This is a genomic window from Mongoliibacter sp., assembly GCF_007692705.1.
Classification (GTDB): domain Bacteria; phylum Bacteroidota; class Bacteroidia; order Cytophagales; family Cyclobacteriaceae; genus Mongoliibacter.
In genome coordinates, this window is sequence record NZ_REBN01000165.1 from 26,434 (window position 1) to 42,392 (window position 15,959).

11 protein-coding genes are annotated in these 15,959 nt (G+C 39.1%); 9 read left to right on the forward strand and 2 right to left on the reverse strand.

Annotated elements, in window-relative coordinates:
• The first annotated feature begins 53 nt into the window (after nucleotides 1-53).
• The 5 genes from EA341_RS10875 (at nucleotide 54) to EA341_RS10895 (ending at nucleotide 4,627) form a co-directional block, all read left to right on the forward strand.
• Nucleotides 54-461: a DUF2116 family Zn-ribbon domain-containing protein gene (locus tag EA341_RS10875; protein WP_293014082.1), complete on the forward strand. Its 408-nt coding sequence runs from the start codon at nucleotides 54-56 to the stop codon at nucleotides 459-461.
• Between the two features lie 47 nt (nucleotides 462-508).
• Nucleotides 509-1,258: an EcsC family protein gene (locus EA341_RS10880; RefSeq protein ID WP_293014084.1), complete on the forward strand. Its 750-nt coding sequence runs from the start codon at nucleotides 509-511 to the stop codon at nucleotides 1,256-1,258.
• A gap of 353 nt (nucleotides 1,259-1,611) precedes the next feature.
• Nucleotides 1,612-3,786, forward strand: a complete 2,175-nt coding sequence (locus tag EA341_RS10885; RefSeq protein WP_293014087.1) for a DUF5916 domain-containing protein — start codon at nucleotides 1,612-1,614, stop codon at nucleotides 3,784-3,786.
• Between the two features lie 32 nt (nucleotides 3,787-3,818).
• Nucleotides 3,819-4,052, forward strand: a complete 234-nt coding sequence (locus tag EA341_RS10890) for a VF530 family protein (protein ID WP_293014090.1) — start codon at nucleotides 3,819-3,821, stop codon at nucleotides 4,050-4,052.
• A 365-nt stretch (nucleotides 4,053-4,417) separates the two neighbouring features.
• Nucleotides 4,418-4,627: a hypothetical protein gene (locus EA341_RS10895; RefSeq protein WP_293014093.1), complete on the forward strand. Its 210-nt coding sequence runs from the start codon at nucleotides 4,418-4,420 to the stop codon at nucleotides 4,625-4,627.
• A gap of 136 nt (nucleotides 4,628-4,763) precedes the next feature.
• Here the strand turns inward: EA341_RS10895 and EA341_RS10900 are convergent, their stop codons facing one another.
• Together EA341_RS10900 and EA341_RS10905 are read right to left on the reverse strand one after the other, a co-directional pair.
• Nucleotides 4,764-5,294, reverse strand: a complete 531-nt coding sequence (locus EA341_RS10900) for a hypothetical protein (protein ID WP_293014097.1) — start codon at nucleotides 5,292-5,294, stop codon at nucleotides 4,764-4,766.
• A gap of 302 nt (nucleotides 5,295-5,596) precedes the next feature.
• On the reverse strand, nucleotides 5,597-6,661 hold the full coding sequence (locus EA341_RS10905) for a Fic family protein (RefSeq protein ID WP_293014104.1): 1,065 nt from the start codon (nucleotides 6,659-6,661) through the stop codon (nucleotides 5,597-5,599).
• 504 nt (nucleotides 6,662-7,165) lie between these two features.
• Between EA341_RS10905 and EA341_RS10910 the strand changes: the two genes are divergently transcribed.
• From EA341_RS10910 to EA341_RS10925, 4 genes are all read left to right on the forward strand, one after another.
• Nucleotides 7,166-7,735, forward strand: a complete 570-nt coding sequence (locus EA341_RS10910) for a porin family protein (RefSeq protein WP_293014106.1) — start codon at nucleotides 7,166-7,168, stop codon at nucleotides 7,733-7,735.
• A gap of 489 nt (nucleotides 7,736-8,224) precedes the next feature.
• Nucleotides 8,225-13,327, forward strand: a complete 5,103-nt coding sequence (locus tag EA341_RS10915) for an adenylate/guanylate cyclase domain-containing protein (RefSeq protein ID WP_293014108.1) — start codon at nucleotides 8,225-8,227, stop codon at nucleotides 13,325-13,327.
• A 31-nt stretch (nucleotides 13,328-13,358) separates the two neighbouring features.
• A complete protein-coding gene (locus EA341_RS10920; protein WP_293014110.1) occupies nucleotides 13,359-15,548 on the forward strand; it encodes a lipoxygenase family protein in 2,190 nt (729 codons plus the stop codon).
• A 3-nt stretch (nucleotides 15,549-15,551) separates the two neighbouring features.
• A partial coding sequence (locus EA341_RS10925; RefSeq protein WP_293014113.1) for a hypothetical protein occupies nucleotides 15,552-15,959 on the forward strand: 408 nt, incomplete at its 3' end.

Here is a 15,959-nt window from a genome sequence, read left to right on the forward strand (position 1 = left end):
TTTAAGTATCAAGGATTTCATAGTATTTCATCAAATTTTTAAATTTTATTTTTATGGAGGTACAAAGAAAACAATGCATGTACTGTGGTTCAGTGATCCACGGCAGGTCAGACAAGAAATTTTGCAATGACAATTGCAGAAGTAGTTACAACAATCAGCACAAAGATGAGGAGGGTGATCAGGTAAAGACCATCAATCATATCTTAAGGTCTAACCGAAAGGTATTGATGGCAATCTTGGAAGATGGTGTAGAAACGGTAAAGGTACCGAAAGAAAGGCTAGCTCAGCTTGGTTTTAATTTCAAATACCATACCCATCACTTCCCACATTCACCCTCTAAAAATTTCTGGTTTTGCTTTGATTACGGATTTCTGGATTACTATAATGGTTGGATCCTTGTCGTCAGAGATATGGGAGAAAGTTACCTGGAAAGTTTAAATAAGTTGGTCAGTAGTCATTGATATCCAAACGTCTTACTTTCCGTATAACAGAGAGAATTTAAAGGTTAATGGAAAGTAAGACGTATTTACAGGATGATATGTATGAAGAGCTGGCTTTTGCAGAAATGTCTGCATGGCTGGCTAAAAATCATCAGAGGCCTTCACTTGTTAATTTGATTACCAAAGGAACGCAGAAAACCATTAACCAAATCATACCAGAAAAGGTACACCAAGCTTTTACTTTTGCTATTGAAAATATGATTAAGGGTGTTCTTTTTGGTACAAAGTACCTCACTCCTAAACCGCTGGGTAGTATTTCCCTACAGATGAGAGAAGAAAAGGTGCGAAAAATCATCAGATTTTACAAAAACACTGCTTCTGCTGAAGGTGCCATAACTGGGGCGGGTGGGATTTTGATGGGAATTGCCGATTTTCCTGCATTTTTAACGATCAAGATTAAAATGCTATTTGAAATCGCCGCTGCATATGGTAAAGATGTTAAAGATTTTAGAGAGAGGTTGTTCTTACTGTATGTTTTTAAATTGGCATTTTCAAGTCAGGAGTCCAGAAATGAAACCATCAAAATTATAGAGGATTGGGATTTAGAATCTATGAATTTCCCAAATAGTGTAGAGGATTTCGATTGGCGCGCTTTTCAGTTAGAATACAGAGATTATATGGATTTAGCCAAATTAGCACAGTTGATTCCTATCATTGGAGCCGGGGTAGGTGCAGTAGCCAATTATCAACTTAGTGGCAAGTTGGGAATTACAGCACTCCAGAGTTTTAGGGTTAGACATTTTAGATGGGATTTGTAAAGTAAAGAGAAGTGCTGCACGCAACACTTCTCCATAAAAAAACCGTGACTAAAAAATGTAATAAGATAATACAAGTTAATAATTGAATGTGCTTGATGAAATACCCACTACAGGGTATTTTTTCTTTTAAATTAGGGTTTATACCTAATTTAATATTGGAATAATTCAGAAATTGATTTTACAGGAGTTTTATATTTTCCAGGTTCATCAATACTGTTGTAAAATAAGTAGGAGATTGTCTTGACTTCAGCACTCAATTTTTCCTTCCTTACCAGCATGTAGACTTTCGCAAAAAAACTGTTAAAGTTTTGTTTTTCAGTTTTACATTTGACCTGAAGTTTACCACCCGCATCATGAAGAAAGCCATCTTTTTGGTTTTAACTGTTTTCAGCCTTATTGATCTTTCAATTGCCCAGAGAAAAATCAACGCAGACTATCGCTTGCACATTAAAGAGATTTCTGACCCTATTACTATAGATGGTGTGATGGATGAAGAAACTTGGCTGCAAGCTGAAGTAGCTACAGATTTTTACATGATCATTCCTATGGATACCTCTTATTCCAGTGTGAGAACCGATGTGAGAATGGCGTATGATGACAAGCACATTTATATTTTGGTCGAAAACTTCCATGCCCTTGACGGGCCTTATATGGTAGAGTCCTTGAGAAGGGATTTCTCATTTGGGAAAAATGATAATTTTATCTTTTTTATGGATCCTTTTGATGACCAACTGAATGGTTTTTCCTTTGGAGCCAATGCTGCAGGTGCACAATGGGACGGTATCATGTTCAATGGAGGGCAGATTGATTTGAGTTGGGATAATAAGTGGATTTCAAAAGTAACCAACTATGATGATCGATGGGTATTTGAGGCTGCGATTCCGTTCAAATCCATTCGATATAAAGGCGGCATCACCGAGTGGGGGATTAATTTTAGTAGGATGGATTTGAAAACCACCGAAAAATCAGGTTGGGCGCCAGTTCCCCGGCAATTCCCTTCAGCTTCATTGGCCTACACGGGCGTTTTGGTTTGGGATACTCCTCCGCCATCCCCCGGTCCCAATGTATCTGTGATTCCTTATGCTTTGGGCGGGATGAACCAGAATGTACAGGAAGGCCAGGCGGCTGAGTTTAGGAATGCTTTTGGCATGGATGCAAAAATAGGCTTAAGTTCCTCTATGAATTTGGATTTAACTGTCAATCCTGATTTTTCCCAGGTAGAGGTGGATAGACAGGTTACCAACCTGGATCGCTTTGAGCTTTTCTTCCCTGAAAGAAGGCAGTTCTTTCTTGAAAATGGAGATATCTTCGGGAACTTCGGGTATGAAACCATTCGCCCGTTTTTTTCAAGAAGAGTAGGCTTGGATGCACCGATTCTGGGTGGGGCAAGACTTAGCGGGAGGATCAATAAAGATTGGAGGGTAGGAGCGATGAGTATGCAGACTGCAGCGGTTCCGGAAAACAATCTTGGAGGTCAGAATTATTCAGTGATATCACTTCAGAGGAGGGTTTTCTCAAGATCAAATATCGGTGCAATTCTGGTCAACAGGCAATCAGCACCTTTTGAGCCTGGAACAGGGGAATCCAAGACATTCAGCGAATACAATAGGAATTTTGGAATGGAATTCAATTATGCCTCATCAAACAACCTTTGGACTGGCAAGGCCTTTATGTTGAATTCATTCAGTCCTGTTCAAGGCCATGGAATGGTATATGCCTCCAACCTGAGGTATTCCTCAGGTAATCTTACCTGGAATTGGAGACATGAATATGTTTCTGACAATTATACAGCTGAAGTGGGTTTTGTACCGAGGACTGGATTTTACAAAGCCAGTCCAAGTGTGGGGTACCTCTTTTTCCCAAAAAGTAAAAAAATACTGAGTCACGGACCTGAGGTTAATGTCAACTTATTCTATGATACAGGTTGGGAATTGACGGACAATGAGTCCTTTTTGGTTTATTCGGTGAGGTTCAGAAGTCAAAGTAATCTATTTATTTGGGGTGCATACGATTACATCAAGCTTCAACAACCCTTTGATCCTACCAACTTTTCTGGAGATTTATTGGAATCAGGGACTGAGCATCAGTGGTATTCTTTAGGTGGTGAGTTCAGGTCAAAACCGCAAAGTCTCTTCACTTATTCCTTTTCCGGTAGAGTAGGGGGGTATTTTGCGGATGGTGAAAGGTATAATTCAGTAGGTGAAATAGGTTATAGAATCCAACCCTATTTCGGTATGACAATGAGTGCCAATTACAATGAAATTCATCTTCCGGAGCCTTGGTCAGTTACAAGCTTTTGGTTGATAGGGCCAAGGATAGACCTGACTTTAACGAATACATTTTTTATAACCACATTTGTGCAATACAATGAGCAGATTAAAAATATCAACCTCAATGCTCGTTTGCAGTGGAGATTTGCGCCAGCATCAGATATATTCCTTGTCTTGACCGACAACTATCTACCTGCTCCTTTTTATACCAAAGACAGGTCTGTCGCCCTAAAGTTTACATATTGGTGGAATTTATAAGGGAGAATTCCAAAGAATGAGTAGTTTTGGACATGGATAATCATCAGGAAAGCCAGCCTAATAACCCACTACACGGTGTGAGGCTGATCGACATTTTGGAAGACCTTGTTGAAGAACATGGTTGGGAATATATGGGAGAAAGAATCAATATCAGGTGCTTTACCCACAACCCTTCGATCAAATCTAGTCTGAAGTTTTTGAGGAAAGAGGATTGGGCTAGAAAGAAAGTGGAAGAACTTTATCTAAAGTCCTTGAGAAGGAGATAGTTCTCTGTAATATCTGATTATTAATTGATTAAGTATAAAAAAAATTCAAAAATTTATTTTTAGGCCAAACGCTCGATTTGTAACACGAGATACAATTTTTTTGATTCAAAATCCAGATTTCCTTAACTGTCTCATTTTCAATACAATTTATACTTTTATTTCAAGTGATAAATAGTTTGTTTTTTGGTTTTTTTGTAACATATTCGAATCCGAAATGTAAGATTTTGAGGATCAAGCTTCTTCATTGGTTCGGTCAACAAAGTTTTAATAGGTATAATAATTGAGTGAAGGAACTTCAAAAAGAAGAAGACCTATTTTATTTTGAAATATTACCTGTAGCAATAAAAAAACTAAATTATAGACACATGAAAAACACAACAAAACTGATTCTAGCCAATATGTTTGCGTTGGTTGCGGTCATTACAATCATCTCTCTGTCCAAGATACAGGGGGTAGAGCTGGGCTTTAGTTCCCAAGCATTGGTGCCATCGGTATTGCTTCTGATTATTCCACAAATGGGTTTTGTATACCTATACTGGAAATCTTTGGTAGATAGGAAAAAAGTAATGGCTTAAATAGTAGTATTTAATCACCCTGATTTTATAAAGTAAAACCCGTCTCAGCTTCTGTTGAGTACGGGTTTTGTGTTTTTTAGTATGTTTATTTTAAAGGCCTTACATAGAAAAGATATGCTTTGGTGAAACCCGGTTTTTAAGGCTTATCTTTCACCTTGATGACTTTACTTGGAAAAAGCTCAGGAATACCATTGTTGTATTGAATCACATCGAACCCCTGAATATTGGGGTGTATAGATTGACTTGGTGTCATGGCCGGAATGCCATTCTGTGTAGGAAATATGTCAAACCCACCCTGTGGGTTGGACTTGATGCTTTGGGAGGGACTGATATTTGGAATACCATTACTTGTGTCAAAGACATCATAACCACCAAAAGTGTTGGGCTTCATGACTTGAGCGGCTGTGATTTCAGGAATACCGTTAGATGTATTGTAGACAGATTTGGTCCCTGTATTGGGATTTGTTTTGATGATTTGATTGGGGAAAATATCCGGAATTCCATTATTGCTGCTATATACATTTTTGGTATTTGGTGCTACTGTTTTTACCGTTTCTGTGGGAAAAAGGGAAGGAATTCCATTCTGTGTTGTAAAAGTGGTAAATGTTTGAGCTGAAAGTAAGCCAATACATAGAGAAAATAGAAGAGTGAATATTTGGGTTTTCATCGCTTTGATAGTTTGGTCATACCTTAATATAAGTAAAAAATGGCAAAAGGTTTTGTTTATTTGGTTTTAAGACAAATAAAATTGTAAGTATATGAGTGGTTAAAATATTTGAATTTAAATAAAACAACAAGAATTTTAAATCTGCCTCAGGCTTTGCAGTCAAAACGTGTGTATGGTTATTTACCCAACATTTTCCATAAAAAATAAATGAACAATTCTCATTAATACCCTAACTACCCCCATCTTCAGCTAAACATAGTATTTCAGCATCAAAAATATAATCACCTACATAATCGAGAATGTTATTGGGCCAATGCATTGATCAAGTAAGGATTGATATAATAGTTGGGCCGTCCTTCCCGCTTGATCAGCACCCCATCTGCAGCGAGATGATTGAGGTAGCTGGCCGCGGTTTGTCTGGATTTAAGCATCAAGGCCTCTTGCACATACTCTATCCGTGTATAGGGATGGTTAAATAGATGATTGAGCAGATCCTGACTGTAAAACTTATAGTTTTGCCTCAGCACGTTTTTAAGTTCTGCCATGGCGGATTTGATCTGGGTTACCTTTTTTTGTATATGCCATGCGGTATTTTCCACCCCTTGAATCATATACAGCAACCATCCTTCCCAGTCATCCTTTTCCCTTACGTTCTGCAAATGCTGATAGTAAGCGCTTTTGTTTTGAATAATGTATCGGCTAAGATATAAGATCGGCAGATCCATTAAGTCCTGCAAAACCAAATACAGGATATTAATGATACGACCCGTGCGTCCATTGCCATCATAAAAAGGGTGGATACTCTCAAACTGAAAATGAATCACAGCCATCTTTACGATTGGGTCAAGGTCACTCATTTCCGAATCATTGATGAAGCGCTCCAAGTTCTGCATCAATGCCAAAATGGTGTCAGCATCCTGTGGAGGCGTAAAGACCACTTCTCCGGTTCTGTCATTTTTGAGTGTAGTGCCAGGAAGTCTGCGGAATCCGGCATTGTTTTCTTCCAGGATTTCCTGAATTTCCAAAATATGATTGCAGGTGAGCAAATGGTGTTTTCTCACCAGGTCAAAACCTCGTTTAAGAGCAGCCACATAATTTCTGACCTCTTTGGTCTCAGGACTGACATTCTTATCTATTTCCAAGGTGGACTTATAGAGTTCATCGTGTGTGGTGACGATGTTTTCTATTTCTGAACTGTCTTTAGCCTCTTGAAATATCAAGGAGTTGATTAAAATATCCTGTCTCGGAATACTTTTCGCCAATCCTTGGAGCTGACCCAGAGCTTTATGCGCCTTGATCAATGCTTTCAGTACCGCTGGGGACTCTAAGTCATGGGCATAAGGAAGGTTTGTAGGTTGCCAACTCATAGGAATTTCTTTTAGTGTTAAATAAAGCAAAAAATTTTAACACTATTGCTATTAGTGTTAAATAAATTTGATTTCTTTAACATTATCAGGTAACATTGTAAAAGATTTCTCATTTTTTTAACATTAGCTCCAGTGCTTCCAGATCTTTCCGGTTTTCTTCCATTAGTTCTTCCAGATAGCGTTCATCTAGTTTGGAGAATTTTACGTCTCCTTTATCCATTCTGTTCATCTATGCCACAGCAGCTGAGCCGTAGCCATATTTTACTTTTTTAAACGTAAGGTTGATGCCTTTGGGCGGATTCATTTAATTTTTCCATTACCGAATCTCATGCTTCAATTTTTTAATTAACATAAATTAGCAATCGGGGCACCATTAATGCTATATACCTATCCAATTGACTAGCCAAAAAACCTAAAATACTTTTAGACTAGAAAACTTACAGACTGTTTCAAACCCAGCTTTACTGTTTTGCAATTGGCTTAACGCTTAAACAATAAAAATTTATGAAATTACAATTGATTGGATTGCTATGTGCCATCATGATGACCGGGACCTTGAGTGCCCAGCATGTCAATATTGGTGTTAAGGGCGGACTTAATGTTTACAATGTCACTAATGGTAATTTTAGCCCAAGAAACAGTGTGCATCTTGGATTATTAGGGCACCTTCACTTGACAGAGAATATTGGTCTTCAGCCCGAGATTTATTATTCGGCTCAAGGGGCCAAATTAGCCAACTCTGCAAATACTCTCAATTTGGACTATATCAATGTTCCTGTTTTATTACAGTATTTCTTTAGTAATGGATTCAGATTACAGGCGGGACCTCAGCTTGGGGTGTTGATGAGCGCAAATACTGTTGCTGGAGACACAAAAGTAAATGTGAAAAACGATTATAAAAGTATTGATATTGGACTCGGAGTGGGTGGAGGTTATGTTCATACCCCATCAGGATTCGGTGTGGATGCCAGGTATAACCTTGGGTTAACCAATATCAGTGAAAACGCATCAAATGATTTCAGAAACAGAGGCTTTCAATTGGGAGTCTTCTATCTTTTTGATCACAAAAACTAAGTAAGCGAATAAACTCAACTTAACCTGTCCAAAGTAAAATTTGGACAGGTTTTTTTTGTTACTCTGAGCCTTACAATGGCTGATTGGATTGTAATTAAAAGGTGTTGTTTATGGTTGGCACCAAGAGAAATTGATTAAAATCTATAGCTAAGACCCTCGATTTTTTAAGCAAATAATATTCAAAAGTAAAATTAGAGATTCAATCTCCCCATAGAATGATCTATAAGGGGCTATTTAATTTTTTCAGTTTATTTATAAGTCAGGATAGTATTATGTCAAATGTTTTTCAACTAAACTGAATAATATAAATTTTTTTTGAAATATGATAATAAATAAAGATAGGCTGACAGATCAGAAATGTTTTTCAAAATAAAATAACAGCATCTTCTTTTTAAATATGTCTGTATATTGATTATATTTAATTGATTCTGTGTGTTTTAATGGGTTTCACAGATTTCCATTTTTTCAATATTTGAAAGATCTTGATGTATGGTAACGGAACAGCTTATTTACGAAAGCAAAAAGTCAAAGATCTACTTTTTGGAAGAATCAGAATTTGACAAGCCGGTTTTATTGAAGATTCTCAATTATGAATTCCCGACCCCCAAAGACATTGAGCAATTCTACAATGAATTTGAAATTATAGATGGTCTCGGCATTAAAGGAACGCGGATGTCCTTAAAAAAACTCAAATATAGCGGTAAGCATGCCATGTATTTGGAGTGGGTCAAGGGTAAGACTGTCAAGGAAGCTTTCAAAGGCAAGCAAAAAGATACTTTAGACTTTCTACATATTGCCATACGTATGGCAGAGGCTATTGCTGAACTTCACGAACAGAATATTATTCACAAGGATATTTCAGGCAATAACATCATTGTGGATATTCAGGACAGGTGGGTTAAGATTATAGATTTTGGTTTAGCCTCAAAATTATCCCTCAAACAACAACACCTGGGAAATCCAGAGCATCTGGATGGGACACTGGAGTATATCAGTCCGGAACAAACCGGCCGAATGAACCGGGTCATAGATTACAGGACAGACCTATATTCATTAGGGGTAGTCTTATATGAAATGCTAACAGGTGCTACGCCATTTGTTGGCTTAGATCCTTTGGGGATAGTTCATGGGCATATTGCCAGTGTACCTCAATCAGCTCAAAGTAAAAATCCTTTGGTTCCGAAGCAGATTTCGGATATTGTCGATATTCTATTGTCTAAAAAATCTGAAGACAGGTACCAATCTGCCTACGGTTTGAAACATGACCTTGAGCTTTGTTTAAAACAAGTTCTGGAGAAAAAAGACATAAGTGAATTTCCGCTTAAGACCCAAGATTTTTCAGGCAAGTTCAATCTTCCCCAAAAATTGTATGGAAGGGAATCCGAGCTGGAAATTCTTTTAGGCAAGTTTGAAGACGTAGCAGAAGGAGGAACGAGTCTGGTGCTGGTTTCGGGCTATTCAGGAACAGGAAAATCGGCTCTAGTGCATGAAATCCACAAGCCCATAACGCAAAAATCAGGATATTTTATCGAAGGTAAGTTTGATCAATATCAGCGGGATGTGCCATATTTTGCTATTTTACAGGCTTTCGAAGAATTGATTGAAATTCTTATGGGTGAAACCCACAGCCGTCTGAAGGTGATCAGAAAAGATATACTCGAGGCAGTAGGAGAGGAAGGGAAAGTGTTGACAGATGTATTGCCTGGACTTGAGTTGATTGTTGGTTCGCAGCCTGAAGTACCTGAACTTGGAGGAAATGAGGCAAAGAACAGATTCAATTATATTTTTAAAAAGTTTGCCAACGCGGTTTCCAAAAGAGAGTACCCTGTTGTGATCTTTATTGATGATTTGCAATGGGCAGACTCGAGTTCGTTAAGCCTCTTACAATCACTAGTAAGCGACCCTGAAAATTCCCATATGATGTTCATTGGGGCCTATCGGGACAATGAGGTCAATGCAGCCCACCCCTTTACTATAATGGTCAATGACCTTAAAAAAGCAGGCAATGACATTTATGACCTGAAAATCGGTAACCTTTCTTTGGAGGACGTTACCGATCTGATAGGAGATGCTTTGGAAAGAGATGTGGAAGAGGTCAGGGGCTTAGCCGGATTAGTCCACAATAAAACGCAGGGAAATGCCTTTTTTCTTACTCAATTTTTGAGGTCCCTTTATGAAGAAGAATTATTGTTTTTTAACAGGTCTGGAAGGGTTTGGGAATTTGATCTTCTTCAGATCAAGGAAAAAAACATTACAGACAATGTGGTGGAGTTGATGGCTGGCAAATTTCTGAAACTTCCTCCTTCTACCCAAAATGTGCTTCGGGCCTCAGCCTGTTTTGGAAATCAATTTGACACAGAAACGCTGACACTGATTCATGAAGGAGATCAGGAACAGACAATGAAGGATTTGAAAGCTGCATTGGCAGAAGGACTGATCCTGCCTAAAGGCGAAAATGGATTTAAATTTGCGCACGACCGCATCCATCAAGCCGTTTACAGCCTGATAAATGACGCTGATAAAGACATCACCCATGTGAAGATTGGTAAACAGCTGCTGCAAAATATTTCCGAAGAAAAGCTCCATCTTCATCTTTTTGATATCGTCAATCAGCTTAATCGTGGCGTAAAACTTATTCTCGAACCATGTGAAAGAGAAAGGCTTTGCAAACTCAATCTTAGTGCGGGAATTAAAGCCAAAGAATCTTCAGCCTACAAAACAGCATATGATTATTTTATTAATGGAATCAATCTGTTGAGGGAAAATTATTGGAAAGACCAATATGAGCTTTCTCTTCAACTTCATGCACTTGCTGGAGAAACAGCCTACCTGAATGGTGATTTCCAAAAGATGGATGTAATGATCAGAGCGGTTTTAGACAATGCTGTAAACCTGCTAGAAAAGGTCAAATCTTACGAGATTAGGATTCTGGCTTTCAAAGCAGAAAATAAATTGCTTGAAGCGATCAAGACAGGCTTGGAAGTATTGGAACAGCTGGGTGAAAAATTCCCCTCAAAACCCACTATGGCCCATGTGATGGTTGCTTTGTTAAAATCTAAGATTCAACTTAGCGGCAAGAATAACGATACCTTGGCCAATCTGCCTCCCATGGAAGATGAAATTAAGATCGCCGCAATGCGGATCATGGCAGGTATAGCTTCTTCCAGCTATTGGGCTACACCTACACTATTTCCACTGATCATTTTTCGTATGGTCAGCCTTTCTCTGAAATATGGGAATACCCAGGTATCTTCCTTTGCCTTTGCCACTTACGGGGTGATCATGTGCGGTGTCTTGGGGGCGATGAAAAGTGGATACCAATTTGGTAAGCTTGGTCTGATTCTTTTGGAAAAATACAAGGCAAAAGAATGGAAAACGCAGGTTTATACTCCAATATATTGCTTGATCATTAATTGGAATGAACACATAGATAAGACCCTAAAGCCCTTGCAGGAATCTTACCATATAGGGATGGAAACGGGAGCTATAGAATTTGCCTGTATCAATACCAATATTTACTGCATTCACAGCTATCTGAGTGGAAAACCATTGGAGAGACTTGAGGTAGAGACAAAGGCATATAGTCAAAGTTTTCTCTTATTCAATCAAGAAACCAACCTGAATTACAATGAAGTCTACCATCAGAGTATGCTTAATCTGATGGGACAGTCTGATGATCCATTGCTTTTGAGAGGAACTGCTTATGATGAGGAAAAAATGGTGGTTCAAAACGAGGAAAGGAATGATAAAACAGGCATGTTTTTTCTTCATTTCAATAAACTTATCCTCAGCTATATTTTCGGGGAATATGAATCCGGGATTAAACATGCGGATGAATCCCGCAAACTTTTAGAAGCTGTTTTGGCAAAATTCGAAATCCCCAACCATCATTTTTATGAAGCGCTTACCATGCTCGCACATTATGAGCAAGCTGAAAAAAAGACCAGAAAAAGATATAAGAAACGTATTCTGTCCAATGTCAAAAAATTAAAAACCTGGGCCAAGGATGCCCCCGAAAACTTCCAGCACAAATATGATATTCTGATGGCAGAATTGTATAGGCTTAAGGGGGATTTTGAAAAGGCAGCATTATTTTATGATAAGGCAATTCAAGGAGCCAGTCAACAGAATTTTATCCATGAAGAAGGGATTGCGAGAGAATTGACGGGGAGGTGTTATATGAATCAACATGCAGAGTCATTGGCAGAGTTTTACCTAAAGTCCTCCTACAATGCTTACCGTGAGTGGGGAGCTTTGGCTAAGCTGAAAGAAATGGAAATCAAATATTCCAAATATGTAACCGGAATTGGTTCCGGACCGGGTCTAAATTCAATTACGATGATGGCCACTACTTCCGTGGAAAGGACCACTAGCTCTAAGTTGGACCTTGCTACCATTTTAAAAGCTTCCTCATCCATTTCCCAGGAAATCATCCTGAGTAAGCTGCTGAAAAGACTGATGTCTACAGTAATGGAGAATGCAGGAGCGGATAGGGGGTTATTGCTTTTGAAAAGCAACGGTAAATTATTTATTGAAGCACTTGCAGAAAATGAAGGTAAAGATACTCAGGTACTTCAGCATATCAATTATAAGGACTCGGGGCTATTGTCTGAATCAATCGTGTCCTATGTAACCCAATCAGAAAAAAGTATAGTCGTACAGGATGCCAAAAACGAAAGAAGATTTCCCCAGTGCGGCTTTCTAAAAGATTCTCCGGTGCTTTCCGTTCTGTCCTTGCCAATTATGCACTTAGGAAAAATGGTAGGTATACTGTATCTGGAAAACAACAAGTCTACAGCTGCCTTTTCGCAGGAAAGAGTGGACCTTTTGGCTTTGCTTTCCGGACAGATTGCGGTGTCTATCAATAATGCTATTCTCTATGAAAACTTAGAGCAGAAAGTGGCTGAAAGAACGGTGGAGCTGGAGGAGGAAAAGAGAAAATCAGATGACTTGTTGCTGAATATTCTTCCTGCAGAAATAGCGGATGAACTGAAAAGAACCAAAAAAACTACTCCCCAGTACTTTGAAAAAGTAACGGTCATGTTTACCGATTTTAAAGGGTTTACCACTTCCAGTGAGCTGATGTCTCCAGAAGAATTGGTAAATGAGTTAGGGGCTTGTTTTAGTCAATTTGACAGTATAATAGAAAAATATGGTATTGAAAAAATCAAAACCATAGGGGATTCATATATGTGCGTGGGTGGGCTTCCTGTACCCAACTCCACCCATTCCATTGATGTGGTCAATGCCGCCCTTGAGATCAGAGACTGGATGGATGAGCGCAATGAGGCCGCAAAACATACAGGTAGCCCATTCTTTGAAATAAGAATAGGGCTGGATACCGGACCTGTGATTGCAGGGGTGGTGGGTACCAAGAAATTTGCCTACGACATCTGGGGAGATACAGTAAACACGGCTTCTAGAATGGAATCATCGGGAGAAATCGGGAAAATCAATATTTCTGGAAAAACTTATGAAACCATCAAAGATGCCTTTGATTGTGAATACAGGGGGAAAATTGAAGCCAAGAATAAGGGCTTGATCGACATGTATTTTGTAGAGCCCGTTAAAGAGAAGGCTCGAATAGTATGACAGAATTGTTCAATTATCATTAATAAAAAATATGAGTTTATTTCCCCCTGGCTGTTCCGAAGAGGATATAGAAAAGGTTTACCTGGAAGCACATCAGGAAACCAAAATTGGTTTCACAAATTCGGGAAACTATTTTGCTCCCAACCTGAAAAGTATCAATCATTTAGAAGTAGGCACTTCCAAAGTGATCAATAGTTTTTTTGTGAGGGCTGTTGAGTATTTGCTTACCATTTATCAGCGATTTTTAAGCTGGCTCAAAAGGAAGTATCATGGTCTTTTTCCGAGGAAAGAACATATTATTGGGCATGCCAAGAATGCCTACATCACCGGAAGACTGACTTTTGCCAAAAGAACAGATTATGCAACGCCCATACATCATGTTCCTTTGGAACTTTGGGCCCGTACCCGATGGGGAGCCTGGCGCTTATTTGCCAAAGGTGAGACAGATAAAAACGGTGTGTTCAAATTAGAATTTGATTATATCCTTTCAAGACGATGGAGATACAGCTCTTTTCATTTTGAAATCTATCAGATTCAACATGTGTTTTTTGACCAGAATGACCGTAAGGCGGACGTCAGGCTGGAACTGTTTGAAAGGATAAAAATCCCAAAAGGAGATCTTACAGGTCTGGGCTATGACTTAGGGAATTTACAATTGTTTTTATGGGAGTACAGAGATGATACCATGCTTCCCCGGGTGGTGATCAAAGACCATGAGGAAGATGCTCCGGAATATTACTCAGAGGGAAGAAACAATGCTATTCAACAGCAATTTGTCCCCATACAGCTGACCAAAGACAAGCACATTATACAAATCAAGAAAGACAAGGCGCACATCAGTATTTTGGATATACAGAAGGATTATCCAAAAAACCTGACAGTAGCCATGGAGGAGAAACTGAAATATTCCACAAGATGTGATTATTGGTTTGGAAGGAGGATGATGAACGGCATGAACTCTGCGACTTTTGTCCCTGACGCAGAAGAACCGGAAAGATATTGGGTCAGATATTTTGGAGCTTGCGATTATGAAGTCAATGATGAATATGCTTTTCCCACTGTTGAAATCAAATTCCATATTGCTCCTGATAAACTTCCTGTCCCAGAACGGATTATTATTACCGGGCCTGTCAGTATCTATGATAAGTCACCTTTTCAGACCCGTACATTTACTGCCTCAGACGGAGAAAGTTGGGAGCATGCCAAGAGAGTCGTCAGGGTTACAGGAGCATTGTCTACTGAATTGGATGACCATTTTGCAGGAACCCATGGCAATACTGAGCAGTTTGCCATAGCAGCTAGAAGGAATCTGAGAAAAAGCCCTCTGACTACCTTACTTTTTCCACATCTCAAGGAAGTCGCACTTATCAATCATGCTGCAGATACCATATTGATAGGACCTGGGTATATACCGAGGGCATCAGCCTTGACTTCGGATGGGATTGAGCAAAGGGTTACAGATATGATGGGTACTTTGGATTGGAAGAATTGGGAACCCATGGAAATCATCAATTCCCGCCATACCTATGCGCAGGCTGAGAATTTATTCTGGGAGGTTGTGGAGGAATTTGTGGATTCGTTTTTTGAACAAAATGAAGGTGGGATCATCAAGGAATGGTACGAGGTTTTTAAATTCAGCGAAGACTTGGTAAATAATTCCGTACCTGCATTTCATGAAAGGAAAAAAGGGGAACTACTCAGTCCTGAGGAGCAGGAATTTGAAAATAAGAGGGTGGAATACTATCATGCCCGATTTAGATTCGATCCCGAATTGCCCAGAAGAGTCATAAATGGGGTGAAAAAGTCAGTTTCCCCAATAACGGAAAACCCCGAAGAGCCGACAATAGAAGACTGGGAAAACCTAAAGCAGGCCTGTAAATACATCATCATGCAGGCTACTTTTATGCATACCTGGGTCAATGAACATCAATATGAAGATATAGGAGAGATTTTATATAGTAGTTTGGGTTTGAGATTTGGTAGCCGACCTGAGGGGGTCTTTCTTCCTGAAAGTGACTATTCCATTTCCCCGGACCTGACCAGGGCTACTCAAATGATGTGGTTTAGCAACTTGCTTTCCAGGACTGAATATGGATTTATTACAAGAAATGAGGAGAATGACATTGATCCGCTGTTTGCAGAAATATTAGAAAGGCGCAGGCCGGATTTTAAAGCGCTTTATGTTGAAATCGACAATATTGAATCAAGGACTAATATATAAACCATGGAAAGCAGCAGTAAATTTATCAAGCACAGTGTATGGCGTGCAGTGACCGGTGCCAAGGACAAAATTTATTTATGGCTTTTCTGCCAGTTTTTCAGTTGGGTCATCGTATTGACATTAAGTCTTTTTTACCGAAGGAGAATGTCTCATGACAATGGAATAGCCGGTATGGGAAAGCTGACTATAGTGCCTGACCCAAAGTTTCCGGCACATGATTTTTTTGCACCGGGTAGAGTGTTTCCTGCCAGAATCCGTCATGCTTCTGCTACATTTCTTGATGACGCCATGAATTGTATCCGCAGTATGTCTATCAAATTCAGTGACCATCATTTCAAGAGCCCTTTTGATATAGAAATGAATACGGGTGAAATCAGTCTTTTCTGGTCAGCTTATAGCTTTTTTCAGTTT

Excerpts from the sequence above, each read along its gene's own strand:
- EA341_RS10875 (WP_293014082.1), top strand. The coding sequence starts at position 54 with ATGGAGGTACAAAGAAAACAATGCATGTACTGTGGTTCAGTGATCCAC.
- EA341_RS10880 (WP_293014084.1), top strand. The coding sequence starts at position 509 with ATGGAAAGTAAGACGTATTTACAGGATGATATGTATGAAGAGCTGGCT.
- EA341_RS10885 (WP_293014087.1), top strand. The coding sequence starts at position 1,612 with ATGAAGAAAGCCATCTTTTTGGTTTTAACTGTTTTCAGCCTTATTGAT.
- EA341_RS10890 (WP_293014090.1), top strand. The coding sequence starts at position 3,819 with ATGGATAATCATCAGGAAAGCCAGCCTAATAACCCACTACACGGTGTG.
- EA341_RS10895 (WP_293014093.1), top strand. The coding sequence starts at position 4,418 with ATGAAAAACACAACAAAACTGATTCTAGCCAATATGTTTGCGTTGGTT.
- EA341_RS10900 (WP_293014097.1), bottom strand. The coding sequence starts at position 5,294 with ATGAAAACCCAAATATTCACTCTTCTATTTTCTCTATGTATTGGCTTA.
- EA341_RS10905 (WP_293014104.1), bottom strand. The coding sequence starts at position 6,661 with ATGAGTTGGCAACCTACAAACCTTCCTTATGCCCATGACTTAGAGTCC.
- EA341_RS10910 (WP_293014106.1), top strand. The coding sequence starts at position 7,166 with ATGAAATTACAATTGATTGGATTGCTATGTGCCATCATGATGACCGGG.
- EA341_RS10915 (WP_293014108.1), top strand. The coding sequence starts at position 8,225 with ATGGTAACGGAACAGCTTATTTACGAAAGCAAAAAGTCAAAGATCTAC.
- EA341_RS10920 (WP_293014110.1), top strand. The coding sequence starts at position 13,359 with ATGAGTTTATTTCCCCCTGGCTGTTCCGAAGAGGATATAGAAAAGGTT.